At 37.4% G+C, this 25,015-nt stretch carries 24 protein-coding genes, 1 pseudogene and 1 other annotated feature; of the genes and pseudogenes, 4 read left to right on the top strand and 21 right to left on the bottom strand.

Features of this window, described 5'->3' with window-relative positions; translation table 11 throughout:
* Positions 1-12 precede the first annotated feature (12 nt).
* The 11 genes from aspS to MRBLBA3_RS00075 all read right to left on the bottom strand — a co-directional run bounded on the left by aspS (position 13) and on the right by MRBLBA3_RS00075 (position 13,865).
* Entirely contained in the window at positions 13-1,788 is a 1,776-nt protein-coding gene (gene aspS, locus MRBLBA3_RS00125; protein WP_044737700.1) for an aspartate--tRNA ligase, read from the bottom strand.
* A gap of 12 nt (positions 1,789-1,800) precedes the next feature.
* Positions 1,801-3,072 (bottom strand): histidine--tRNA ligase, encoded by a 1,272-nt coding sequence (gene hisS / locus MRBLBA3_RS00120; RefSeq protein ID WP_000027074.1) that lies wholly within the window; start codon positions 3,070-3,072, stop codon positions 1,801-1,803.
* A 69-nt stretch (positions 3,073-3,141) separates the two neighbouring features.
* Positions 3,142-3,372: a binding site (T-box leader), on the bottom strand.
* Between the two features lie 54 nt (positions 3,373-3,426).
* Positions 3,427-3,603, bottom strand: coding sequence for a hypothetical protein (locus tag MRBLBA3_RS00115; RefSeq protein WP_001242605.1), 177 nt, complete (start codon positions 3,601-3,603; stop codon positions 3,427-3,429).
* 83 nt (positions 3,604-3,686) lie between these two features.
* Positions 3,687-4,019, bottom strand: a complete 333-nt coding sequence (locus tag MRBLBA3_RS00110; protein ID WP_212088068.1) for a YrdB family protein — start codon at positions 4,017-4,019, stop codon at positions 3,687-3,689.
* Positions 4,020-4,134: 115 nt separating this feature from the next.
* Positions 4,135-4,575 carry a D-tyrosyl-tRNA(Tyr) deacylase gene (locus MRBLBA3_RS00105; protein ID WP_044737699.1) on the bottom strand — a complete coding sequence of 147 codons (441 nt, stop codon included), beginning with the start codon at positions 4,573-4,575 and terminating at the stop codon, positions 4,135-4,137.
* A 17-nt stretch (positions 4,576-4,592) separates the two neighbouring features.
* On the bottom strand, positions 4,593-6,776 hold the full coding sequence (gene relA, locus MRBLBA3_RS00100) for a GTP diphosphokinase (RefSeq protein ID WP_001262798.1): 2,184 nt from the start codon (positions 6,774-6,776) through the stop codon (positions 4,593-4,595).
* Positions 6,777-6,986: 210 nt separating this feature from the next.
* Positions 6,987-7,499 (bottom strand): adenine phosphoribosyltransferase, encoded by a 513-nt coding sequence (locus MRBLBA3_RS00095; RefSeq protein WP_000346222.1) that lies wholly within the window; start codon positions 7,497-7,499, stop codon positions 6,987-6,989.
* A gap of 46 nt (positions 7,500-7,545) precedes the next feature.
* The gene (recJ, locus tag MRBLBA3_RS00090) at positions 7,546-9,885 is read right to left on the bottom strand and encodes a single-stranded-DNA-specific exonuclease RecJ (RefSeq protein WP_000941224.1); all 2,340 of its coding nucleotides are present in this window, start codon (positions 9,883-9,885) and stop codon (positions 7,546-7,548) included.
* A 101-nt stretch (positions 9,886-9,986) separates the two neighbouring features.
* Positions 9,987-10,880 (bottom strand): cation diffusion facilitator family transporter, encoded by an 894-nt coding sequence (locus MRBLBA3_RS00085; RefSeq protein ID WP_000409727.1) that lies wholly within the window; start codon positions 10,878-10,880, stop codon positions 9,987-9,989.
* A 154-nt stretch (positions 10,881-11,034) separates the two neighbouring features.
* A complete protein-coding gene (gene secDF, locus MRBLBA3_RS00080; RefSeq protein ID WP_001119058.1) occupies positions 11,035-13,299 on the bottom strand; it encodes a protein translocase subunit SecDF in 2,265 nt (754 codons plus the stop codon).
* Positions 13,300-13,580: 281 nt separating this feature from the next.
* Entirely contained in the window at positions 13,581-13,865 is a 285-nt protein-coding gene (locus tag MRBLBA3_RS00075; protein WP_000884547.1) for a post-transcriptional regulator, read from the bottom strand.
* Positions 13,866-14,051: 186 nt separating this feature from the next.
* Here MRBLBA3_RS00075 and spoVB point away from each other — a divergent pair, with 186 nt between their 5' ends.
* The gene (gene spoVB, locus MRBLBA3_RS00070) at positions 14,052-15,611 is read left to right on the top strand and encodes a stage V sporulation protein B (protein WP_044737698.1); all 1,560 of its coding nucleotides are present in this window, start codon (positions 14,052-14,054) and stop codon (positions 15,609-15,611) included.
* A 29-nt stretch (positions 15,612-15,640) separates the two neighbouring features.
* Here the strand turns inward: spoVB and MRBLBA3_RS00065 are convergent, their stop codons facing one another.
* Entirely contained in the window at positions 15,641-16,297 is a 657-nt protein-coding gene (locus MRBLBA3_RS00065) for a DUF421 domain-containing protein (protein WP_044737697.1), read from the bottom strand.
* 103 nt (positions 16,298-16,400) lie between these two features.
* Here MRBLBA3_RS00065 and MRBLBA3_RS00060 point away from each other — a divergent pair, with 103 nt between their 5' ends.
* Complete coding sequence (locus MRBLBA3_RS00060) at positions 16,401-16,784, top strand: TIGR04086 family membrane protein (protein WP_000349132.1); 384 nt, start codon at positions 16,401-16,403, stop codon at positions 16,782-16,784.
* A gap of 36 nt (positions 16,785-16,820) precedes the next feature.
* Here MRBLBA3_RS00060 and yajC read toward each other — a convergent pair whose 3' ends face one another.
* Genes yajC through ruvA form a run of 6 tightly spaced genes read right to left on the bottom strand, consistent with a single transcriptional unit; the run spans position 16,821 to position 21,154 of the window.
* Positions 16,821-17,081, bottom strand: coding sequence for a preprotein translocase subunit YajC (gene yajC, locus MRBLBA3_RS00055; protein ID WP_001068062.1), 261 nt, complete (start codon positions 17,079-17,081; stop codon positions 16,821-16,823).
* Between the two features lie 27 nt (positions 17,082-17,108).
* A complete protein-coding gene (tgt, locus tag MRBLBA3_RS00050; protein ID WP_044737696.1) occupies positions 17,109-18,248 on the bottom strand; it encodes a tRNA guanosine(34) transglycosylase Tgt in 1,140 nt (379 codons plus the stop codon).
* Between the two features lie 12 nt (positions 18,249-18,260).
* A complete protein-coding gene (queA, locus tag MRBLBA3_RS00045; protein ID WP_000354026.1) occupies positions 18,261-19,313 on the bottom strand; it encodes a tRNA preQ1(34) S-adenosylmethionine ribosyltransferase-isomerase QueA in 1,053 nt (350 codons plus the stop codon).
* 19 nt (positions 19,314-19,332) lie between these two features.
* Positions 19,333-19,533, bottom strand: coding sequence for a DUF2905 domain-containing protein (locus MRBLBA3_RS00040; protein WP_000138159.1), 201 nt, complete (start codon positions 19,531-19,533; stop codon positions 19,333-19,335).
* A complete protein-coding gene (gene ruvB, locus MRBLBA3_RS00035; protein WP_000344469.1) occupies positions 19,530-20,531 on the bottom strand; it encodes a Holliday junction branch migration DNA helicase RuvB in 1,002 nt (333 codons plus the stop codon). The genes MRBLBA3_RS00040 and ruvB overlap by 4 nt, the downstream gene beginning before the upstream one ends.
* A gap of 5 nt (positions 20,532-20,536) precedes the next feature.
* A complete protein-coding gene (gene ruvA, locus MRBLBA3_RS00030) occupies positions 20,537-21,154 on the bottom strand; it encodes a Holliday junction DNA helicase RuvA (protein ID WP_000464515.1) in 618 nt (205 codons plus the stop codon).
* Positions 21,155-21,342: 188 nt separating this feature from the next.
* Between ruvA and MRBLBA3_RS00025 the strand changes: the two genes are divergently transcribed.
* The gene (locus MRBLBA3_RS00025; RefSeq protein WP_044737695.1) at positions 21,343-22,287 is read left to right on the top strand and encodes an iron-hydroxamate ABC transporter substrate-binding protein; all 945 of its coding nucleotides are present in this window, start codon (positions 21,343-21,345) and stop codon (positions 22,285-22,287) included.
* A 13-nt stretch (positions 22,288-22,300) separates the two neighbouring features.
* Here MRBLBA3_RS00025 and MRBLBA3_RS00020 read toward each other — a convergent pair whose 3' ends face one another.
* The gene (locus MRBLBA3_RS00020) at positions 22,301-22,816 is read right to left on the bottom strand and encodes a BofC C-terminal domain-containing protein (RefSeq protein ID WP_000871167.1); all 516 of its coding nucleotides are present in this window, start codon (positions 22,814-22,816) and stop codon (positions 22,301-22,303) included.
* A 435-nt stretch (positions 22,817-23,251) separates the two neighbouring features.
* On the opposite strand from MRBLBA3_RS00020, the gene MRBLBA3_RS00015 reads away from it, so the two are divergent.
* Positions 23,252-23,686: a hypothetical protein gene (locus tag MRBLBA3_RS00015; RefSeq protein WP_000721227.1), complete on the top strand. Its 435-nt coding sequence runs from the start codon at positions 23,252-23,254 to the stop codon at positions 23,684-23,686.
* Positions 23,687-23,719: 33 nt separating this feature from the next.
* Here the strand turns inward: MRBLBA3_RS00015 and MRBLBA3_RS00010 are convergent, their stop codons facing one another.
* Entirely contained in the window at positions 23,720-24,367 is a 648-nt protein-coding gene (locus MRBLBA3_RS00010) for a YhcN/YlaJ family sporulation lipoprotein (protein ID WP_001093522.1), read from the bottom strand.
* Between the two features lie 181 nt (positions 24,368-24,548).
* Positions 24,549-25,015: pseudogene (locus MRBLBA3_RS00005) on the bottom strand (spore coat protein); the annotation flags it as partial.

Genomic DNA, 25,015 nt, shown 5'->3' with positions numbered 1-25,015 from the left:
TAGACTCTATTCTTACTTCTCTTCTTTCAAGCTCAATTTTAAGCTTAGCTCTTCAAGCTGAGCTTCTGCAACTGGGCTTGGCGCTTCTGTTAATAAGCAACTTGCGCTTGCTGTTTTCGGGAATGCAATTGTATCACGAAGGTTCGTACGACCTGCAAGTAACATAACAAGACGGTCTAAACCTAATGCAATTCCGCCGTGTGGTGGTGTACCGTATTCGAATGCTTCTAATAAGAATCCGAATTGCTCTTGTGCTTCTTCTTGTGAGAATCCAAGTGCTTTGAACATTTTTTCTTGTACGTCACGCTCGTAAATACGAAGTGATCCACCACCAAGCTCATAACCGTTTAATACAAGGTCATATGCTTGTGCGCGTGCTTTTTCTGGTGCTGTTTCTAATAGCTCAACATCTTCACGGAATGGCATTGTGAATGGATGGTGAGCTGCGAAGTAACGATCTGCATCTTCATCGTACTCAAGAAGTGGCCAATCTGTTACCCATAGGAAGTTAAATTTACTTTCGTCAATTAACTCAAGCTCTTTACCTAGACGTAAACGAAGTGCACCTAAGCTATCTGCAACAACGCTCTTCTTATCTGCTACGAATAGTAATAAATCGCCAGCAGTAGCTTCTAATGTATTCATTAACGCTTTTGCATCTTCTTCACCGAAGAACTTCGCAATCGGTCCTTTTAGGCCGTCTTCTTCAACTTTTAGCCAAGCTAAACCTTTTGCACCATATACTTTTACAAATTCAGTTAATGCATCGATGTCTTTACGAGAGTATTTGCTCGCAGCACCTTTTGCATTAATTGCTTTTACTTGTCCGCCGTTTTCTACAGCGCTTGTAAATACTTTGAAACCACAACCTGCTGCAAATTCAGATAGGTCTGTTAGTTCCATTTCAAAGCGTGTATCTGGCTTATCAGAACCGTAGCGAGCCATTGCATCAGCATATTTCATACGAGGGAATGGTGCACTAACTTCTACACCTTTCGCATCTTTCATGACTTTCGTCATCATACGCTCCATCATTTCTAAAATTTCATCTTGTGTTAAGAATGATGCCTCGATATCGATTTGTGTAAATTCTGGTTGACGATCCGCACGTAAATCTTCGTCACGGAAACAACGTGCTACTTGATAGTAACGCTCAAATCCGCCGACCATAAGAAGCTGTTTAAATAACTGTGGAGACTGCGGTAATGCATAGAATTCACCATCATGCACACGACTTGGTACTAAATAGTCACGAGCTCCTTCTGGTGTGCTCTTCGTTAAAATTGGTGTTTCAACTTCTAAGAATTCTTCTGTATCTAAGAAGTTACGAATTGTTTTTGTTACGTCGTGACGCATTTTAAATGTGTTGAACATTACAGGACGACGTAAGTCTAAGTAACGATATTTTAAACGCACATCTTCTGATGCATCTGTGTCATCAGAAATAATAATTGGCGTTGTTTTCGCTGCATTTAATACGTTTACTTTCGTTGCTTGTACTTCAATACGACCAGTTTCCATATTGTCATTAATTGCACCTTCACCACGTTCAACAACTGTACCTTCTACGTGTAATACGTATTCGCTACGAATTGTTTCTGCTACTTCTAGCGCTTCTTTTGATGTTTCTGGGTTAAATACAACTTGTACGATACCTGTACGGTCACGTAAGTCGATAAAGATTAATCCACCTAAGTCACGACGTTTTTGTACCCAACCTTTTAATTGAACTGTTTGTCCAACAGCTTCTACCGTTACTTTTCCACATGCATGTGTTCTTTCAGCCACTGTAAGTTCCCCCTATATTAATTTCTCTGCTACGTATGAAGCGAATACATCTAACGCTACTTCTTCTTGTCCGCCTGTTGCCATATCTTTCAAGTTAATGATGCCTTTATCTAGCTCATCTTCCCCTAATACAGCTACGTATTTCGCATTTAAACGATCCGCTGATTTAAATTGTGCTTTCATTTTGCGATCTAAATAATCTTTTTCAACTGATAATCCAGCTTTACGAAGATCAAACGCAATTTTTGCAGCATGGTCTTTCGCTTTTTCACCAAGAGCTACAACGTAACAATCGATACTATGTTCAATTGGTAATTCAATATTTTCAGCTTTTAGCGCCATAATTAAACGTTCAATACTCATCGCAAAACCGATACCTGGCATTTCTGGTCCACCGATTTCTTGTACAAGTCCATTATAACGGCCACCACCGCTTAATGTAGTGATAGCACCGAAACCTTCTGCCTCACTCATAATTTCAAAAACAGTGTGTTGGTAGTAGTCTAAACCACGCACTAAGTTTGGATCTTTTTCAAATGGAACATCCATCATCGTTAATAGCTCTTGAACTTTGTCGTAGTATACTGCTGAATCTTCGTTTAAGTATTCTGTAATAGATGGTGCTGTACTCATTAGTTCATGATTACGGTCCTTCTTACAGTCTAAAATACGAAGAGGATTTTTTTCTAAGCGAGATTGGCAATCAGAGCAGAATTCTCCGATGCGCGGCTCAAAGTGTGCAATTAATGCGTCGCGGTGCGCTTGACGGCTCGCTGCATCACCTAAGCTGTTTAATACAACTTTAATATTTTTTAAGCCCATGCCGCGGTAAAACTCTACAGCAAGTGCAATTACTTCTGCATCAATTGCAGGATCGTTACTACCGATTGCTTCAATACCAAATTGTACGAATTGACGATAGCGACCTGCTTGTGGTCTTTCATAACGGAACATTTGACCGATATAGTACAATTTCGTTGGTTGTGTTGCATCACCGAACATTTTGTTTTCAACGTAAGAACGTACAACAGGTGCCGTACCTTCTGGACGTAATGTTAAACTACGCTCTCCACGGTCTTGGAATGAGTACATTTCTTTTTGTACGATATCTGTCGTATCACCAACACCACGTAAAAATAGCTCTGTGTGTTCAAAAATTGGTGTACGAATTTCTTTATAATTGTAACGACGGCAAATTTCGCGCGCTTGCCCTTCGATATACTGCCATAACTCTACACTACCTGGAAGAATATCTTGCGTTCCGCGTGGGATTTGAATAGACATATTCAGTTCCTCCTCAAATTGTTTTAATCTTAATAAAAATAAAAAAACTCCCGCCTCTACTGTTTGAACAGTAGGGACGAGAGTATTATACCCGTGGTGCCACCCTAATTGAAGCACGTATGCTTCCACTTTTTTAATAACGCTTAAATATGCGTTCATCTCTACTAAGCGTATAAGCCTTTCAAGTTGAAACCTACAGAGTGTCATTCAATCAGTCATCATGTAGAAATGTTTTCAGCCTAGGACATTTCTTCTCTTTCCATGTGTATCTCATTTACTCTTCTCTATCAACGGCTATATTCATATGTAAATATAAAATTACTATACGTTTGTTGAGTAGGATTGTCAAGTGCTCTAAGAGCGCTCAATTTGCTTCTTTAGGCGCTTTACATCTTGCAGTGAAATTCCGAACTCTGAAGCAAGCTCCATTGAAGTATTGTTTTGCTCTTTTGAAATAAAATCATGAAAATTCACGTTAAACAGTTGATTAGCACCATTTGTAACAGAATGCCCTTTTTCATTCATACGCATACGTATATCCCTCACATTCAATATGGATGTTTTACTTGTTATTGTTCCATATTGATGAAAGAGTTATACATAACTGAAAACAGCTATTGATTCCAAATAAACATTAACATTCGATTCACAACAATAATAATAGCCAGTCCACTCGCCAGCATATAATGTTTCAAATGATACAATGCTGCAACACCTACTCCAAACACGATAATTTCTAACAATACATGTAATATGCCTTGTACTTCCCATTCTGCGTGTTGCGCTCCAAATAAAGCCCATATGACAGCAACAATAACCGGAAGAATAATCGCAAGTGTCACTTTTATAACCGTTATTGTTCCTATCCGAAATCCCCAGTATCCAACAATTCCAAGAACACATAACTCAAGCATAAAACGTAATGCTATATTAAACGCTTGTAGCATGCTACGCCTTCTTTATCTTTTATTCCCCCTCAAATTAATCCTATGATAAATGAACAAAACATACAATAATGTATAAAAAAGAGAGGGTCATATAACCCTCTCTTTTTTAACAACACTATTTACTATCCACAATTAAGGTCACCGGACCATCATTGATTAAAGAAACATCCATCATTGCTCCGAACTTCCCTGTTTCTACATGCAATCCTTGCTTACGAACTTCCTCATTAAAGAAATCATATAAACGCTCTGCATAGTCAGGTTTCGCAGCACCCATAAAGTTTGGACGTCTTCCCTTACGGCAATCTCCGTATAATGTGAATTGCGAAATTGATAGAACTTTTCCTTCTACATCAAGTACAGAATGGTTCATCTTTCCGCTCTCATCTTCAAAAATACGTAAGTTTGCAATTTTTTCTGCAATGTAAGTTGCATCTTTTTCTGTATCTTCATGCGTAATGCCAACTAGTAATGTTAAACCGAACGGAATTTGTCCTACGATCTCACCGTCTACTGTGACAGACGCTTCTTTTGATCGTTGTAAAACAACTCTCATCTTTTCTACACTCCCTATTAATGCATCATGCGTCGTACTGCATAAATTTCTGGAACACGTTTAATGCGCTCTACTACTTTTTTCAAGTGCTGTAAGTTTCGAATAGAAATCGACATGTTAATCGTCGCCATCTTATTACGATCACTTCTACCAGAAACAGCTGAGATATACGTTTTCGTTTCTGTAACAGCTTGCAATACTTCATTTAATAAACCACGGCGATCGTAACCTGAAATTTCAATATCAACATTGTATTCAATTTCTTTTTCAGGGCTACCTTCCCACTCTACTTCTAGTAAACGCTCTACAGCTTCTTCCGTATGCACATTGACACAATCACGACGATGAATCGATACACCTCGGCCTTTCGTAATATACCCAACGATATCATCACCCGGAACTGGGTTACAGCATTTTGATAAACGAATTAGTAAATTATCAGCACCGCTTACCTTTACACCAGAATCCCATTTTCGAATTTTCATCGGTTTACGAACTTCTTTAACTTCAACGATGTCTTCTTCTTCACGTTGTTTACGGAACTTGTCCGTTAGTCGCGTAACAATTTGCGCTGCTGTAATTCCGTTATAACCAACTGCTGCAAACATATCTTCTTCATTTGCAAAGTTAAACTTCTCAGCAACACGTTTTAAATTATCAAGCGCTAATACTTCTTTCATCTCATACTCTAAGCCACGCACTTCTTTTTCAACAAGTTCACGGCCTTTTTCAATATTTTCATCTCTACGTTGTTTCTTAAAGAATTGACGTATTTTATTTTTCGCATGAGATGTTTGAGCAAGCTTTACCCAATCTTGACTTGGACCATACGAATGTTTCGATGTTAAAATTTCAATGATGTCACCAGTTTTCAACTTATAATCAAGCGTCACCATTTTCCCATTTACTTTTGCACCAATTGTTTTGTTTCCAATTTCCGAATGGACACGATACGAAAAATCAATTGGAACAGAGCCAAGTGGTAATTCCATTACATCGCCTTTTGGTGTAAAGACGAATACCATGTCAGAGAATAAATCAATTTTTAATGACTCCATAAATTCTTCTGCATTAGAAGCTTCATTTTGCCATTCTAATATTTGACGGAACCAAGTTAGTTTCTTCTCTAATGTACCTGTTGTTTCTGCTGTTTTTCCTTCTTTATACGCCCAGTGTGCCGCGATTCCGAATTCTGCAATCTCATGCATTTCTTTCGTACGAATTTGCACTTCTAGCGGGTCACCTTTTGGTCCAATTACAGTCGTATGAAGAGATTGATATAAATTCGCTTTCGGCATTGCAATATAATCTTTGAAACGACCTGGCATTGGCTTCCAGCACGTATGAATAATTCCAAGCACCGCGTAACAATCTTTAATACTATTTACAACGACACGTACAGCTAGTAAATCATAAATTTCATTGAACTGTTTATTTTGCAATGCCATTTTACGATAAATACTGTAAATATGTTTTGGTCTTCCAGAAATCTCAGGTTGAATTGAAACTTCTTTTAATTTCTCACGAATACCAGTCATTACTTCATCTAAATATTCTTCACGCTCTGCACGTTTACGCTTCATTAAATTTACAATACGATAATATTGTTGCGGATTTAAATAGCGAAGTGACGTATCCTCTAACTCCCATTTAATAGTACTAATTCCGAGTCTATGTGCTAAAGGTGCAAAGATTTCTAACGTTTCATTCGCAATGCGACGCTGCTTCTCTTGAGGCAAATGTTTCAATGTACGCATGTTATGAAGACGATCAGCTAGTTTAATTAAAATAACTCGAATATCTTGAGCCATTGCGATAAACATTTTGCGATGGTTTTCTGCTTGTTGCTGCTCATGAGATTTATATTTAATCTTTCCGAGCTTCGTAACACCATCGACAAGCATAGCGATTTCTTTATTAAATTCTCGTTCAATATCTTCTAATGTAATCTCTGTATCTTCCACTACATCATGCAAGAAACCTGCCGATACTGTAGCTGGATCCATGTGTAAATCAACTAAAATACCTGCAACTTGAATTGGGTGAATAATATATGGTTCACCCGATTTTCTATATTGTTCGCTATGTGCATCGCGTGCATATTCATAAGCACGTGCCACTAGCTCAATATCTTCATCCGCTAAATATTGACTTGCTTTCTCGAGTACCTGTTCAGCTGTTAGTACTTGCTCATTTGCCATCGAATCACCTTTTATTGAAAATTGACTTTGTATTTATTAAATAGAATAAATTATATTCTATCATTATAACCCAATGATTGTGAATTGTGAAAAGGAAAAGATTTTACTGATATTTCACCTTATTTTTTTGTTCAATTATACAAAAGTACCCGCTCCTCTCCAAGAGATTCACGGGTACTTTTTATCACCGTAGTTTTACCTATATAGTGATTAGTATTTTTCTAATACTAATACATCGTAACCATCTAACATTTTACGACCATCTAAGTAAGTAAGCTCTACTAAGAATGCAATTCCTGCTACAACTCCGCCAAGTTCTTCAACTAGCTTAATTGTCGCTTCAATTGTTCCGCCTGTAGCTAATAGATCATCTGTAATTAATACGCGTTGACCTGGTTTAATTGCATCTTTATGGATTGTTAAAACATCTGTACCATATTCTTTGCCGTAGTCAACTGTAATTACTTCACGTGGTAATTTCCCTAATTTACGAACTGGTGCAAAACCTACTTCTAATGCATAAGAAACTGGGCAACCGATAATAAAGCCACGTGCTTCTGGTCCTACTACAACGTCAATATCTCTTTTTTTCGCATACTCAACGATTGCGTCCGTTGCTGCTTTGTATGCTTTGCCGTCGTTCATTAAAGGTGTAATATCTTTAAACACAATACCTTCTTTTGGATAATCCGGTACAATTGCGATATGTTGCTTGAAATCCATATTTCTGAATCCTCCTCAGATTTAAAGGTTTGTAAATACAAATCCTTTACCCTAACTGTTCTACTTCTTTATGATTACGAATCGTTTCAAACCACGTATATAGTTGCTGATATGTGCTATAAACCAATTCTTTTTCTAATTGTAAGTGGTTCATTTTCTCACGATATGTGTTCGATTCAATTAAATCACGCTTTTGTTTTTGTTCAGCCATAAAAATGACACCGTCTTTTATTGTAACAAATTCTAACTCAAAAAACACCTGTGTCATGAAATTTACTGTGTCTTTTGACCAACCTTTATGACGACATAGTTGTTCCCCATATTGTTTTAAAGAAAATGGTGCTTTTTGGTTCAAGAAAGAGTAGTACCATTTAAAGTGTTCCCGCGTTGGGACTGTACTAAATAAATGGTTATTCTCTTGATAAAATAGCGTATAAATTCGAGATGGGAACCCGACTTTAAATAAATCGCGCAATTCATCTGTTCCTTTCGGTAAATCGAGTAACACAATGTATTGATCATCCAAATGCGTTACATCTGATGCATGCACGATATGCTCTTTATAGTCTTCTAAAGAAAATTTATTCAATACCTCTTCAGAAAAATACACCATTGTTATTTTTTCTGTTGGAAGTTCTGCTACATTCGCTTCTACATTACGCATACTACGCCAATCAAATAGCTGCCACGCCTCTACAGCAATATCTTGTACCATTAATTGCGGCTTCTTAAAATTATTCCATTCATTAATGGATGCTTCTCCTATTACAGAAACTTTCGCAACTGGAGAGATTTCTTTCGCATAAGCTCCAAATCCAAATCCAATTGTATCCAGTGTTGCTTGTCCATCACGAAGCGCCATTTTTAAATGAGATCCATCCGATCCGATTGCACGAATGCTTTCTAAATCAGCATCTTTTACCGCAATACGTGGTTTGGGATTTCCAACACCAAACGGCGCTAACTTTTGCATATCCTCAATTGCAGCAAGAGTTACATCCTCCACCTTACAAAAAGCATCAACTGCTGTAATTGGAATAAAATCTTCTTCTGTTAAAATTACCTCTGCTTGTTCATTTAAGCGGCGTCTTAATTCATCTACATCATTCATATGTAGCGTCATTCCGGCTGCCATCGGATGTCCTCCGAAGTGTGGCAATAACTCTCTACAATCAGACAAGTTGGCAAATAAATCAAACCCTGCAATACTACGCGCTGAACCCTTTGCCGTTTCTTTTATAGGATCAATGCTCAATACAATCGTTGGACGATAAAATCGTTCAACTAATTTAGAAGCAACAATCCCAATTACACCTGGATTCCAGCCTTCTTTCGCTAGTACTAACACCTTATTTTCTTCAGGCGGAAAATTATTTTCAACTTCGGCGATAGCTTCTTCTGTAATTTGTTTTACAATATCTTTTCGAAGTTTGTTCAGCTCATCAATTTCTTCAGCAAGCTCTTTCGCTTCTTCTGGATCATCTGATAATAAAAGATGTACAGCCGGCGTAGCATCTTCTAAACGTCCAACTGCATTAATACGCGGTGCGAGTGAGAAGCCAATACTCTCTTCTGTAATTTCACTTTGCGAAACGTTAGCAACTTTAAATAGCGCCTTTAGTCCGATATTTTTCGTCATGCGCATATGCTTTAAACCGCGCTTCACTAGCAATCTATTCTCACCATGAAGTGACACTAAATCGGCTACTGTACCAATTACTGCAATTTCTAATAAATGTTCTGGTACACGGCCTAGTAGTGCATGTGCAACTTTAAACGCAACACCAACACCCGCTAAATAGTGAAACGGATAAACACCGCCTTCTAATTTCGGATGAATAATTGCAAGTGCTTCTGGTAATTCTGGCGGTGGCTCATGGTGATCTGTAATAATAAGATCTATTCCAAGGTCCTTCGCTACCTTCGCTTCATGTACCGCTGCAATACCAGTATCTACGGTAATAATTAGCGAGAACCCAGCGCTATGCGCCCAACGAAACGCTTCTTCGTTTGGTCCATACCCTTCTGTAAAACGGTTTGGAATATAAAATTCTACATCTGCACCTAATTCTTGAAGCGCAAGATATAAGACAGTCGTACTACTTACTCCGTCCGCATCGTAATCACCAAATATTAATATTTGCTCTCCATTTTGAATCGCCTTATTTACACGTTCTACCGTTCTATCCATTCCTTCTAATAAAAATGGATCGTGAAATTCTTGATTTTCTGTATTTAAAAAATCTAAAATCTTATCTTCTGTATCTAATCCTCTACCGAGGAATAACGAAACAACAAGAGGTGATAATTGCAATTTACTTGCTAATTCACTCACTCGCTCGTCATTATATTCTTTTTCTTTCCAACGCGTCTTCGGTTGTAACACGAAATCACCCCTTAACCTATCCATTATACAAGACAGATTAAGGGGTGACAATATGATGCAAGCTACGATGCAATATCCATATACTAAAATATTAATGCTATTTAATTTGGGGAATACGGATTTATATGTACAAAAACATTTTGTACGTTATCTTGTTTCATAAGCGTTTCTTTCACATGCTTTCCAATGCGGTGCCCTTCTTCTACAGTAATGTATGGATCTACAGAAACTTTAATATCAACAATAACGTAATGACCATGCTCCCTCGCATATAAAGAACCGATTTTTTTCACACCATCTATTTGAAGTACTGCTTCTCTAAGCGGAATAACATCTTCCTCATGAAGAACATGATCAAGCGTTGCATGAATCGCTTCTGCCCCAATACTCCACGCCATTTTTGCAACAAGAAGTGAAACAAATAATCCTGCAATTGGATCGGCATATACAAGCCAATCTAAACCGAACTTACCACCAATAATCGCTGCACAAATACCGATTAAAGCTGCAATTGAAGAAAATACATCCGAACGGTGCTCATATGCATTTGCAATAATTGCATCACTATTTATCCTTTTCCCTAATCGGAATTTATATTGAAACATTCCTTCTTTCACGACAATAGAAAAAATAACAGCAAAAATCGTAATTCCCTTCGGCGGTTCTAGTTCTTGTGAAAAAGCTTTTATAGACGAAATCGCTATCTCTAGTCCAACAATAAATAATAATACCGCAACAATAATCGCTGAAATCGATTCCGCTTTGCCATGACCGTACGGATGATCTTCATCAGGCGGCTGCTTCGCTGCTCGTAATCCAAAAAGTACAGCTAGCGAACCAATTACATCTGATCCAGAATGCACTGCATCCGCTAATAGTGCTTTACTGTTTCCAATATAACCAATTACCGCTTTTATAATCGCTAATATAATATTACCAACGATTCCGACAATAGCACCAAACTCGGCCTGTTTAAAACGTTCATCTTTTTCCATAATTAAAATCCCTTCTTTTCTTAACCTATCTTTTTATTTTAACAAAAACAGCGATAAATTCACCACTTTCTTCCATTTTATTCTTTCAAAAGTTGCTATCTTATTGTATCCACAAACGAAAAAAGAGATGCCTCATAAAGAGACATCATCTTTTTTATACTTGCGGTTCAGATTCTACTTTCTCAACCTTTTTCTTGTTTTTGCCCTTTTTCAAACGACGGTTTTCAAGCATTAACCAAATTTGAGAAGCAACGAAAACAGAAGAGTACGTACCTACAACTAATCCAACAAGTAACGCAAACGAGAAGTTACGTAGTGACTCACTACCGAAGATAAGTAACGCAATTACTGGGAACAGCACTGTTAATACGGTGTTAATCGAACGTCCAAGTGTTTGGCGAATACTTGCGTTTACGATTTCTTCTAGGTCTTTTATGTCGCGAACTCGTTTTTTCTGTTTGTATAGCTCACGGTTTCTATCAAATGTAACAATTGAGTCATTAATAGAATAACCAATGATCGTTAATACCGCAGCAATAAACGTTAAGTCTACCTCTAGCCCCAAAATACTAAACATAACAATCATAACGAATGCATCATGTAGTAACGCAAGTACTGCAGATAATGCATACGTAAATCGGAATCGAATACTTACGTATAAAATGATAACTGCAGAAGCAATTAATACTGCGATAAATGCATTCCGTGCAATCTCTTTACCGATTGTCGGTGAAACTGTACTTACGTTTGGCTCTGTACCATATTTATCGTGGAAGAATGTTTTTGTTTTCGCAATTTCATCTTTCGATAAAACACCTAACGTACGAACTGCGAATCCTTTATTGTCATCACCAGTCGGTACAATATCCTCTTCCTTCACATCAATTTTCAGTTCTTTCAAATCTTTATGAACATCTGACACAGTAAGTGCTTGTTTTGATTGTAAGTCAATACGTGTACCACTTGCAAAGTCAATTCCAAGATTCAGTTTGAAAATTGGTAGTATAATTGCACCTGCAATTACAACTGCAATCGAGAAAATAAGGAATTTATGACCGATATTTACGAAGTTAATACGATCAAATTTCGTTGGTGGATGTACTGCACCTTTCGTTAACGGAATAATATCCTTTTGTTTCACACCAAAATATGCTGGTTTTTTATCAAAATAACGACTCTTTACAAGTAATCCTAGTAAGAAACGAGTACCGAATACGTTTGTAATGAAACCAACTAAAATACTTACAATTAAACTTGTTGCAAAGCCTTGCACTGAGCTTGTACCATATACGAATAATACACCTGCAGCTGCAAGAGTCGTAACGTTTGCATCTAAAATTGTCGCTAGTGAACGATGGTTACCAGCACGGAATGCTGACATCATCGACTTACCAATTTTCAATTCTTCCTTCAATCTCTCGTACGTAATGATATTCGCATCAACTGCGATACCTACCCCGAGCACTAAAGCCGCAATACCTGGCAATGTAAGAACCGCATGCATCCAGTTAAATACAAGTAGCGTAACAAAAATGTATAGACCTAACATAATAACGGCTACAAGCCCTGGTAAACGGTAGTATACAAGCATAAATAAGAAAATAAGAGCGATACCAATCGCACTAGCGAAAATCGTTTGGTCTAATGCTTGTTGACCAAATTTCGCTCCAACAGATGTTGAATACATTTCTTTTAAATCAACAGGAAGTGCACCTGCATTTAATAAAGATGAAAGTTCTTTCGCACTTTCCACTGTAAAGTTTCCACCTACGATAGATACTTCAGCTTGGTTAAATACTTGGTTTACTGTTGCTGCTGATAAAAACTTCGGATTCGGTTTTGCAGATTCTGCTTTATATGAATCTTTTCCTTCTTCAAAATCAAGCCAAATTACCATTAAATTCGTTGGTGGTGGCATTTTTGAAATTTTTTCAGTTACTTCACGGAATTTTTCAGCGCTCTTTAGTGTAAGACCTACGCTCGCACGGCCTTGCTCATCAAATGTTTGCTTCGCTCCGCCGCCTTTTAAATCCGTTCCGTCCATAAGAAGGTTGTCATCTACATCACGGAATGTTAATTTCGCTTGTGTTGATAACATTTCACGTGCTTTTTGCTGATCTTGTACACCAGCAAGCTGTACGCGAATTCGATCTTGTCCTTCAATTTGAATGTTCGGCTCACTTACACCGAGAACATTGACACGATTTTCAAGAGCCCCTACTGTACTTACAAGTACGTCTCGATCGATTTTATCACCTTTTTTGGCTGGTTTTACTTCATACAGAATTTCAAAACCACCGCGAAGGTCTAGTCCTAGACTAATTCCTTTTGCTATGTCTTTTCCTGCCGCACCAATTACTCCACCGATTAATAAAACGATGAGGAAAAAGGCGGCAATTCTCGTACCACGCTTTGCCATATGTACCCTCTTTCTGCTACTAACACTTTCAATAAATCTCTTACGATTCATTTTTACACGTGTGCATACGCCTAGTTAGTAGACTTCCTTTCTATAAAATACATGTATTTTCGCTAGTTCATCACTAGCTGTGTCGGTAAGCTTGTCACCATACCTACACTTTCATTATTTATTTTCTCTCTTCACTACCCCCTTTATATATGATCTTAGACATAATTATTTCCTCATTATCAATACCTATCATTATACTGCAAAAGGAAGAACAAACCAATTACAGTCGGTTATTTATTTTCATATTCATCAAACGACCAAAGTGGCGCTTGATATGCTTCAACAGTTAAATAATTCATATATTCATTAGTACTTACTCTTAATACATCATTTACTAATTCATATAACCTAACATCACTGTCTATCTTTTTCCACTTTTTCGCCTTGAGAAACTTCCAAATATCATTATCTGTCACTCGGTCATAACCAAACAAGTGAAACTCTTCTACTTTACTTTCTAAAACGACTTGTAACTGTCCGCGGTATGATTCTACCAAAGCCTCTTTATCCAACATATATAACATCTCCTTCTTATTTCAGCACGAAAAGTCGCTTTTACTCCCGCTCTAATGGACAGCAATAACTACTTCTAAGAGTACCATTCACACTTTACTCTCTTAAATGCTTGTCATTCTTGTCTCATACGTGCATATAAATTATTGTAAATCATTCCATTGATTTTGAGAAGGTAGGAGAAGAGTATGACGAGACAAAGCTTTTTAAAAGGTGCATTTATTTTAATGATAGCTGGCTTTATTACAAAAATCCTTGGATTCATTAACCGCATTGTAATGGCACGTATTTTAGGAGAAGAAGGCGTTGGCCTTTATATGATGGCTGTCCCCACCTTCATTTTAGCAATTACATTGACACAAATAGGTCTTCCTGTTGCAATCGCAAAATTTGTAGCAGAAGCGGAAGCAGTAAACGATAAACAAAGAGTTAAAAAAATCTTAACAGTCTCACTAGCCATTACATCCATTATTAGTATCATTTTAACAATTGGGATTATGCTCCTCACACCTATTTTAGCAAAAACACTATTAACAGATGAAAGAACGTACTATCCATTAATGGCTATTTTACCTGTCGTCCCTGTTATTGCCGTTTCTTCCGTTTTACGTGGTTATTTCCAAGGAAAACAAAATATGAAGCCTAGCGCTTACGCTCAAGTCATAGAACAAGTTGTCCGCATTACAATTATCGCTGTATGCATTCGGTTATTTTTACCTTACGGCGTAGAATATGCTGCAGCTGGTGCCATGCTATCAGCCGTTCTTGGCGAAGTTGCATCTTTATTATTTTTACTTACTTTATTCCAGCGCGAAAAACATTTATCTATACGCTCTAGTTTTTTCACTACGGTAAAGGAGAGCAAAAATACATTTTATTCTCTTATGGATATCGCACTTCCAACTACAGGAAGCCGTTTAATCGGTTCCGTTTCCTATTTCTTTGAACCTATCGTTGTTATGCAAAGCTTAGCGATTGCCGGGGTTGCTGCTTCTGTCGCAACACAGCAATACGGTATATTGAACGGTTACGCCTTCCCGCTTCTATCACTACCTGCCTTTATTACATACGCTCTTTCTACAGCACTCGTCCCTTCCATTAGTGAAGCAATGGCAAAGAGACAGCACAAATTAGTGGAACACCGTTTACAACAAGCACTTCGAATTTCCTTAATTACTGGTGGATGGTCAGTCGTTATTTTATATGTATTTGCTTCACCCGTCTTAACGCTTATGTATGGATCGGACAGTGCAACAGCGTTCATCCAACTTCTTGCACCCTGCTTTTTATTTCATTATTTTCAAAGCCCACTTACATCTGTGTTGCAAGCTTTAAACTTAGCAAGAGCTGCTATGATGAACACATTTATTGGCGCTATCGTAAAATTAATCGTTATTTTTTCACTCGCTTCACGCCCAGAGTTCCAAATGATGGGGGTTGCTCTCGCAATCGCAGCAAATATAGTGACGGTAACATTCCTTCACTATGCTACTGTTTTAAAGAAAATTAAATTTACCATTTATGCAAAAGACTATATTTTCGGAGGACTTGCCATCGGTATTGCAGGCGCCTTCGGTTTTTACCTTCATAAGTATATTATTTTCTCTCATTCACTTGGCGTACAAACATTATGGGAAATCACTTTAACAACAATCGTTTATATTTTCCTCCTCTTTGCTTTCAAACTCATTCGAAAAGAAGAGTTGAGTCGCCTCCCTATCATTCGGAAACTTTCATTTTTGAAGTAAATAGGCTTACTATTTAATCTGGTAAGCCTCTAGTTTTCTTTCAAATCAACAAAAAATTGACCATTTTGAAAGCTGCAGTATAAAATTTGCGCTATATCGTTATAACCTAAGTTTTTTAATTTTCCAATGAGCCATTCATCTGTGTGTTCAATCATTTGCAAATGATTGAATTGAATTTCTCCATCAATAATTAATGGGAGTGTAAAAATCGGCGTATCATTTTTACTCTTTTTACTTTTTTGCTTTTGAAAAACAGACAACTTCCCTGACGGTTCTAAAATAGCATATTCCACATCCCGCACATCCCCGACCCCTTGCTCCCTTAGTTGCATCATTAAATCGTCTATGTTATAGCGCTGTTTCCGCATCTTTTTTTCATCAATCTTTCCCGCATTTATAAGAATAGCCGGTTCCCCTTCTATTAAATGTCGAAAACGTTGAAACTTTAAAGATATAACTGACAAAATGATTTGTATACACATAAGAAAAATCATCGGAACTAATTGATGCCAAAGTGATTTATCGGTATTTTCAATTGCTACTACGGCCATTTCACCGAGCATAATGAATACAACTAAATCTAATACACTTAGTTCTCCAATTTCACGTTTACCCATAAGACGGAAAATAATTAAGATAATGATATACAAAAGCATCGTCCGGCCAATTATTGATACCCATTCCATTTCTACATCTCCTTTTTTATTTATAGACTTCCCTACAAAAAAGAAACTAGTCTAACTTGATCAAAATGAAAATATGCTTGTATTAAAAAGGGGGAATTCATAAATGGATGGAACGAAAAAATTATCAACTGCAATCGGCTTCGGTATTATTACCCTACTTATCCTCGCATCTATTACTAGCATGGTTATAGCTCTATTATTAAAGTTTACGAATATGAATGAAGGGACATTAACCGTTACTATTTTGATACTAGCTCTTCTATCTATGCTTATGTCTGGGTTTATTGCTGGCAAAAAGGCGCAAGGGAAAGGTTGGCTAGTAGGTTTCACAACAGGACTTACATTCGCCATACTTGTTTTTCTAGTTAACTATTTAGGCTTCTCTCAAACTTTATCGAACTCACAGTTACTTTACCAATTAGCACTAATGGGTGCGAGTACACTCGGTGGTATTTTCGGTGTAAATATGTCAAAACAAAATAACTAAAAAAGGCCCTGCATATTTCATGCAGGGCCTTCATCATTAGTTTTTCACAACTTCACGAATCGCATTGCGATCGAAAGTTAAGTGTGAACCACCAGATTTAACAACGATTTTCGTTTCATCTACTGATTCAATTGTACCGTGTAAGCCACCAATCGTTATGATAGCATCACCTTTTGACAACTCATTTTGCATTTGAGCAACTGCTTTTTGACGCTTTTGTTGCGGGCGAATTAATAAGAAATAGAAAATCGCGAACATCGCAACGATCATAATGATATTCATCATACCTGGATTCATCTTTTGTTCCTCCTTTTAAATTATGTATTAGAAGTTTTTAGCATTCGGTTTATTAAAGCCATACTGTTCAAAGAACTCTTCGCGGAAATCGCCAAGACGGTCTTCACGAATAGCTTGTCTCACCTGCTCCATTAAGTTTAACAGAAAATGCAGGTTGTGATAAGACGTTAAACGAATTCCGAACGTTTCATCACATTTCATTAAGTGACGAATGTACGCACGAGAGTAATTTTTACATGTGTAGCAATCACAGTTCGGATCAAGCGGACCGAAGTCTCTAGCGAATTTCGCATTTTTTACAACTAAACGACCTTCACTTGTCATACATGTACCATTTCGAGCGATACGAGTTGGAAGTACACAGTCAAACATATCAACACCGCGAATTGCACCATCAATTAACGAGTCAGGAGAACCTACTCCCATTAAGTAACGTGGTTTATTATCCGGAAGAAGTGGTGTTGTAAACTCAAGAACACGGTTCATAATATCTTTCGGTTCACCAACAGATAGACCGCCTATAGCATATCCAGGGAAGTCCATTGAAACAAGATCTTTCGCACTTTGACGACGAAGCTCTTCAAACTCTCCACCCTGTATAATACCGAATAAACCTTGATCTTGTGGACGTTCATGTGCTTTTAAGCAACGCTCTGCCCAGCGGCTTGTACGCTCTACAGATTTCTTCATATATTCAAAAGTAGCTGGGAATGGTGGACACTCATCAAATGCCATCATGATATCTGAACCTAATGCATTTTGGATTTCCATCGCTTTTTCTGGTGATAAGAATAATTTATCTCCGTTTAAGTGGTTACGGAAGTGAACACCTTCCTCTTCGATACGGCGGAAGTCACTTAAACTGAACACTTGGAATCCGCCTGAATCCGTTAAGATTGCACGATCCCAGTTCATAAACTTATGCAAACCGCCTGCTTCACGAATAATTTCGTGACCTGGACGTAGCCATAAATGATACGTGTTACTTAAAATAATGCCAGAATCCATTGCTTTCAATTCTTCTGGCGACATCGTTTTAACTGTTGCAAGTGTACCAACTGGCATAAATGTTGGTGTATCAAATGAACCGTGTGGCGTATGTACACGACCTAAACGCGCACCCGTTTGTTTACAAGTTTTAATAAATTCATAACGAATTGCTGTCATAATTTACTCCTTTTATTTGTTTCTCATTTTAGCGTGAGATGCAACGAACATCGCATCACCGAAGCTAAAGAAACGATATTTTTCTTTTACTGCTTCATTATACGCATGAAGTACATTATCTCTATTTGAAAATGCACTTACAAGCATAATTAATGTTGATTTTGGCAAATGGAAGTTTGTAATTAAACCATCAATTGCTTTAAATTCATAACCTGGGTACATAAAAATATCTGTCCATCCAGAAGCAGCGCAAAGCTTACCATCATGATCTGTCGCAATTGTTTCTAACGTACGAGTGGATGTCGTACCTACTGTAATAATACGTCCACCATTCTCTTTCACACGATTTAATAACGCAGCCGTCTCTTCAGACATATGGTAATATTCTGCGTGCATATGGTGCTCTTCAATCGTATCTGCAGAAACTGGTCTAAATGTTCCAAGCCCTACGTGAAGTGTAATAAAAGCTAACCCGACGCCTTTTTGCTTCAATTTCTCAAGTAACTCTTCTGTAAAGTGAAGTCCAGCCGTCGGCGCTGCTGCTGAACCGATTTCCTTCGCATATACCGTTTGATAACGATCGCGATCTTCCAGCGTCTCTTTAATATATGGAGGAAGTGGCATTTCCCCAAGTTCATCTAAAATTTCATAGAAGATGCCGTCATATGAAAATTCAAGCTGACGTCCACCTTGATCTGCAGTTCCTGTGCAAGTTGCTTTTAATTTCCCTTCACCAAAAGAAATTACAGTTCCTTCTTTTACACGTTTCGCTGGCTTTACAAGCGTTTCCCACTTATCTCCATCCTCTTGTTTTAAAAGAAGCACTTCGATATGCGCACCTGTATCTTCTTTCACACCGTGTAAACGAGCAGGCATAACTTTCGTTTCATTTAAAACTAAGCAATCCCCCTCATGTAAGTAAGAAAGAATGTCTGTAAAATGTTTATGCTCAATATCACCGGTTTCACGGTCTAACACCATCAATCTTGATGTTTCACGCTCTTCAAGCGGGACTTGTGCAATAAGTTCTTCTGGTAAATGAAAATCAAACAGATTAATATCCATAACTATATCCACCTATTTCTTATTTAAATCGATTTATTATATACATAATAAAAGATAATACAATACTTAACACAATACATGTAATGATAGGAAAATAAAAGGTAACGTTACCTTTTTTCAAAAAAATATCGCCTGGAAGCCTTCCAATGAACTTCCAAGCTAGACCAACAACAATGAGTAAAATACCGGCTGTAATAAGCAGCTTTGGCATCTCCGTCATGCTTTTGGCATCTCCATTCCGAAATGTTCATATGCAAGCGGAGTTACAATCCGGCCTCTTGGAGTTCGTTGTAAAAAGCCAATTTGTAATAAATACGGCTCATACACATCTTCAATCGTATGAGATTCTTCCCCAATCGTCGCCGAAACTGTTTCTAGTCCAACTGGACCACCACGGAACTTTTCAATAATACCAAGTAATAATTTATGGTCAATATGATCAAGACCTAATTTATCTACTTGCAATAGTTCTAACGCCATTTGTGTAATTTCCATTGCAATTGTTCCGTCGCTGCGAACTTGTGCGAAATCACGTACACGTCGTAATAAACGATTCGCTATACGAGGTGTACCACGAGCACGTCTTGCAATTTCTAGTGCAGCTAACGAATCTATTTCAACTTCAAACACTTCTGCTGTACGTTCGACAATCGCAGAAAGCTGATCTACTGTATAATACTCTAATCGTGAAAGTACACCGAAACGGTCACGAAGTGGTGCTGATAATGCACCTGCACGCGTCGTTGCCCCAACTAGCGTAAATGGAGGTAAGTCTAAACGTACAGATCGCGCTGATGGTCCTTTTCCAATCACGATATCAAGGCAAAAATCTTCCATCGCCGGGTATAGCACTTCTTCAATAGATCTATGCAAACGATGAATTTCATCAATAAATAATACATCTCCAGGCTGAAGCGCTGTTAATACAGCTGCTAAATCTCCTGGTCTTTCAATTGCGGGACCTGACGTCGTTCGAATGTTAACACCCATTTCATTGGCAATAATATTCGCAAGCGTCGTTTTACCAAGTCCAGGTGGGCCATATAAAAGTACGTGATCTAACGTTTCTTCACGCATTTTCGCCGCTTCAATAAACACTTCTAAATTATGTTTCGCTTTATCTTGGCCAATATACTGACGGAGCGTCTGTGGCCGTAATGAATACTCTAAATCCGCATCTTCATATCCAGATTCCCCTGAAAGGAGACGTTCGTCCATTATACTCACCTCTTACCATTTAGTAAAAGACTAAGTGCCTTTTTGATATACTGATCCGTTGTAAGTGATTCTTTTAATAGTTCTGGTACAACGCGAGAAACTTCTCGTTCTGCATAACCAAGTGCACGCAATGCTTCCAGTGCTTCATCAAGTTCCACTGATGAACCCTTCTTCTGATCAAAACTTTCGACATCCGAGAACAGATCAACAAATGCATCTGGCACGACATCTGCTAGTTTTCCTTTTAAGTCTAAAATCATTTGGCGTGCTGTTTTCTTTCCAACGCCCGGGAACTTCACTAAGAACTTCTCATCTTCATGTTCAATCGCTTGAACGACCTGTCCGGTTTGACCAGAAGCTAAAATTGCAAGAGCGCCTTTTGGCCCAATGCCAGACACACCTAACAACTTTGTAAATAATAAACGCTCTTCACGTGTTTTAAACCCGTAAAGTGCCATAATATCTTCTCTCACATAATGATATGTATAGACACGAATTTCTTGCTTACTTCTTTGAAATACATACGGATTTGGTGTGAAAATTTGATAACCAATTCCATTATGGTCAATTACGACATATTCCGGTCCTACATACTCCACGTAACCTGTAACATATTCAAACAAAATACGATCTCTCCCTCTCAAATCATGTATTCCATTTTAACATATTTAACAATAGAAAAGCGAGACTGCCCCAACAAATGTTCTCTATTTGAAACTTCTGTTATTTTCCATTGACAGAAAGAATAAAGCACCTTAATATACAGAAGTCGATAATGATTATCAATACTAATTAAAGGGGTTACATCGGGATGAAACGTAAGCTATTTATTTTATTTACTATTATGCTAGTTGTTCTTTCTATCGTTGGCTGTTCTTCTCAAAAAGAAGAGTCAAAAGCAAAAGAACAACCGAAAACAAAAGTTGTAAAACATGCTAAAGGGGAAGCAACAATTCCAGTTAATCCAAAGAGAATTGTTGACTTATCTGGATCAACAGAGGAATTATTAATCCTTGGACATAAGCCTGTTGGTACAGCAAACACATATAAAGATAAAATCCAAAATCACTTAACAGAAAAGCTAGACGGAGTAAAAGCAGTCGGCTGGTACTGGGCGCCTAAAGTTGACCTAGAGGCTGTTACAGCTTTAAAACCAGACTTAATTATTTTAAACAATCGTCAATTGAAAATTTATGATCAACTAGAAAAAGTGGCACCGACAGTTGTTCTAGAAACAAATCTAGAAGACTGGCGTGGTAAGTTTAAAGAAGTAGGTAAACTATTTGACGAAGAGAAGAAAGCAGACAAATGGATTGCAGATTACGATAAAAAAGCAGACTCTTTATCTAAAAAAATTAAAGAAAAAACAAAAGATGAGAACTTTATGTTCGTTGCAGTTACACCACAAAACTTCCGTGTATACGGTAGCTTCGGATACGGTGACATCATCTTTAACGACTTAAAGCTTCCAGCAACAAAAGGTACAGATTTAAAACAAACGATGGCACAAGTATCACTAGAAGGTCTTGTTGCATTCCAGCCTGATCAAATGTTTATCGTAAACTTCGGTGGAGAAGCTGATAAAGTATACGAAGACTATAAAAACAGTGCGGTTTGGAAAGATAATAAAGCAGTAAAAAACAATCACGTATATGAAGTATCAAATGAAGTCTTCAATACGAAAGCATTCAATCCAATCGGAAAAGATATGCTAATTGATGAAATCGCAAAAGAGATTTTAGCTAAGAATAAATAAGAAAAAAAGCAGCTCACCCTGAGCTGCTTTTTTTCTTATTTTGCACTGCGTACTGCTTCATTTTTTCGATCGTCTTCACAAAACCTTCTTTTGATTTTATGCGAATACCACGTTTTAATTCCGCACGCTCATAACTTTCAAGCTTTTTCATATCAATTTGAAAGAAGGAATGGATCGCGTTATCACTTTTTGGCACCCCTTTGAAAATTTGCAATATCCCTTCCTCTGAAACACCAAAATAACCGCTCGTTTTCAGTAAAGGAGAAATATCATCAACTTTCTTTTGTAATACAATTTGTACATCATCACGATCAACAAGTTGCCATTCCTTATATTGCTGCAAAAACTTTTCTAAATCCGCTACTTTTTCTGTCAGTATTTCCTCACTTACTTCTCCATCAACATACATGCGCTCTAATAAAATTGTAACTTGAGGTTCTTTTTCTACTACTTCTGCCCTCACATCGGATCCATAAGCTAAGCAAAACATCATAACGAAAGCTTGCAATGCAATTAGTATCCATTTCATTTCCGTTCACCTCTTCTAGGCAAAATCATACTTTCATTTGTAGCTTTTCCGGAAATGGGGGTTTTATCCATATAAACACTAGTATTAAATTTCTAGGGAAAATAAAAAATGCAGACAAGGGTTTATCCCTCATCTGCATGTATCATTTACTTTTATATAAAATGAAAGACGCCTGCAAAGCAGGCGTCTTGATGCGTTTACGGCGAGAAACCAGGCGACCACATTCGCGTGTTTAGCACTTAAGCATATCTCTCGTCTTACGTAAATTAGCTCATCGCTTTGCTAATATAACATTAACAAGGTAGAAGCGCAACATATTTCTAAATATATTTTTCTTCCTCTTTCACCCAATTGAAATTTATGTAAATTATAAATTGATTAATGCAATATATATGTTACAATTAATACTGTAAATATAAACAGGGGATGAATGCCTTGAAAAAAATTAAAGATGAACGCCTCATACTTCAAACGTTAAAAAACATACGTATTGCCTTTCTTTTTCAATCAATTGGTATAATCGGAATTTTAGGCTATATCGGATTCACAGAAGGAATGGATCAAATTACGAAATCTCCATTATGGTTATTATTTATTCTTACAAGTATTGTACTTAGTTATTTACAGTTGAGTGTTTCAATCGATGTAGAAGAAAGCGAAAAGGAAATAAAGTTAACTCCTTATTACAAACTTGTCTTACGCTCTCTTATTGTAGGAATGATTATGGCTATTATTTATATTATTTTCAGTCCAGAAAGGCCCCTGTTTGAAGCTATTCTAACAGGTAGTATTCTCTTCATATGCTTTTTAACTTCTTATTCTGTTAGTTACCTCATTAAAAAACGTCGTTTACAAGACGAAGATGAATAAAGAGGAAGGGCTATCCCCTTCCTCTTTGATTTGTTATCGTACTGTACCAGTCAGACCGTAACGAATATCTCGGAACATATTTGTTATGTCACGATTAAAATCGTTTGTAACTGTACCGTTACGTAGACGTGTACTCATTGCATCGACACGAGTAAACATGTCATTTCTTACAGAAACATATACGTTTCTATTTCCAACTTCATTCACAACAGCTTGACGAATTTCGTTCGCCATCGCTGTTTCATTTGTCGCCGGATTACGTGGTTTTACCGCAATCGCTACATCGTTTCCATATACAACTGTAGAAACTCGATCTACGTTATTCATACGTTTTACACGATTCGTAATTTTCTCTGCAGTTTTACCATCATTGTTAATGTATGAATTGTTCATTGTAATATTACGAGTTGGATGCGGATTAGCAATTTGCCCATTGTAATTTACATCACGGTAATAATTATTATATCCCGTATCGTTACGGCCGTTTCTATATGTTACATAATCTGTATAACGATCGTTACGCGCTACATTATCACGATACTGGTGTGTATCATTATAAGATGTACGCTCGTAATTGTAGTTACGTCCATCCATGGCATTATTATCTTTTGGTGTACCACATGCAGCTAATGCACTGGTAACTAACAAAGAAGCAGCAATCACTTTTACTTTCGTATTCAATACAAAAACCCCCTCTGTTAGAATGAACTTCTCTTCTGAAAAGCTCCCTCTTATGATGAGTAACAGAGTAGTTTTTTACACTGTTAATATTTCACTAGGAATTTTCTAACACTTGATGACAAAACTTTATTTTTTTAATTAACATGAATGCAAAAAAAGGCGGGAATAACCCCACCTTTTTTTAAACTTCCTCTTCGTCCTCTTCTTCCGAAACTGGCTCTCCAAATACATTTGGTGGATCTGGTTGATAATACATCGTTCCTGGCTGTGGTGCATATGCTGGCTGAGTTGGTTGATAATATAATGGATTAGCATATTGCGGTCCACCTGGTTGTGGACTATATAACCTATTTTCTCCTCCGCATCCACAATCTTCTTCACCTTGCACGAGTGGCGGCATATTATTATCCATTGGCATCATATTCGGATTTGGCATAGAAGTATATTGCGGCGCCATTTGTTGATACGGCATTTGATTGTATGGATTTTGTTGCTGATACTGCGGATATGGTGGCATCATTGGCTGTTGATACGGCATTTGATATGGCATCATATTCGGCGGTTGATTGTTATCCATTATCGGCATCATATTTGGCATTTGGTTGTTATCCATTATCGGCATCATATTTGGCATTTGGTTGTTATCCA

Source organism: Bacillus sp. LBA3-1-1.1, from assembly GCF_040676495.1.
GTDB lineage: Bacteria > Bacillota > Bacilli > Bacillales > Bacillaceae_G > Bacillus_A > Bacillus_A nitratireducens.
The sequence above is the reverse complement of the archived record's forward strand: the minus strand, read 5'-3'. Positions and strand labels throughout refer to the sequence as shown.

Bases quoted from the DNA above. Each gene is read 5' to 3' on its own strand.
- hisS (WP_000027074.1), bottom strand. From the start codon at position 3,072: ATGTCTATTCAAATCCCACGCGGAACGCAAGATATTCTTCCAGGTAGT.
- MRBLBA3_RS00115 (WP_001242605.1), bottom strand. From the start codon at position 3,603: ATGCGTATGAATGAAAAAGGGCATTCTGTTACAAATGGTGCTAATCAA.
- MRBLBA3_RS00110 (WP_212088068.1), bottom strand. From the start codon at position 4,019: ATGCTACAAGCGTTTAATATAGCATTACGTTTTATGCTTGAGTTATGT.
- MRBLBA3_RS00105 (WP_044737699.1), bottom strand. From the start codon at position 4,575: ATGAGAGTTGTTTTACAACGATCAAAAGAAGCGTCTGTCACAGTAGAC.
- relA (WP_001262798.1), bottom strand. From the start codon at position 6,776: ATGGCAAATGAGCAAGTACTAACAGCTGAACAGGTACTCGAGAAAGCA.
- MRBLBA3_RS00095 (WP_000346222.1), bottom strand. From the start codon at position 7,499: ATGGATTTCAAGCAACATATCGCAATTGTACCGGATTATCCAAAAGAA.
- MRBLBA3_RS00085 (WP_000409727.1), bottom strand. From the start codon at position 10,880: ATGGAAAAAGATGAACGTTTTAAACAGGCCGAGTTTGGTGCTATTGTC.
- secDF (WP_001119058.1), bottom strand. From the start codon at position 13,299: ATGGCAAAGCGTGGTACGAGAATTGCCGCCTTTTTCCTCATCGTTTTA.
- MRBLBA3_RS00075 (WP_000884547.1), bottom strand. From the start codon at position 13,865: ATGTTGGATAAAGAGGCTTTGGTAGAATCATACCGCGGACAGTTACAA.
- spoVB (WP_044737698.1), top strand. From the start codon at position 14,052: ATGACGAGACAAAGCTTTTTAAAAGGTGCATTTATTTTAATGATAGCT.
- MRBLBA3_RS00065 (WP_044737697.1), bottom strand. From the start codon at position 16,297: ATGGAATGGGTATCAATAATTGGCCGGACGATGCTTTTGTATATCATT.
- MRBLBA3_RS00060 (WP_000349132.1), top strand. From the start codon at position 16,401: ATGGATGGAACGAAAAAATTATCAACTGCAATCGGCTTCGGTATTATT.
- yajC (WP_001068062.1), bottom strand. From the start codon at position 17,081: ATGAATCCAGGTATGATGAATATCATTATGATCGTTGCGATGTTCGCG.
- tgt (WP_044737696.1), bottom strand. From the start codon at position 18,248: ATGACAGCAATTCGTTATGAATTTATTAAAACTTGTAAACAAACGGGT.
- queA (WP_000354026.1), bottom strand. From the start codon at position 19,313: ATGGATATTAATCTGTTTGATTTTCATTTACCAGAAGAACTTATTGCA.
- MRBLBA3_RS00040 (WP_000138159.1), bottom strand. From the start codon at position 19,533: ATGACGGAGATGCCAAAGCTGCTTATTACAGCCGGTATTTTACTCATT.
- ruvB (WP_000344469.1), bottom strand. From the start codon at position 20,531: ATGGACGAACGTCTCCTTTCAGGGGAATCTGGATATGAAGATGCGGAT.
- MRBLBA3_RS00025 (WP_044737695.1), top strand. From the start codon at position 21,343: ATGAAACGTAAGCTATTTATTTTATTTACTATTATGCTAGTTGTTCTT.
- MRBLBA3_RS00020 (WP_000871167.1), bottom strand. From the start codon at position 22,816: ATGAAATGGATACTAATTGCATTGCAAGCTTTCGTTATGATGTTTTGC.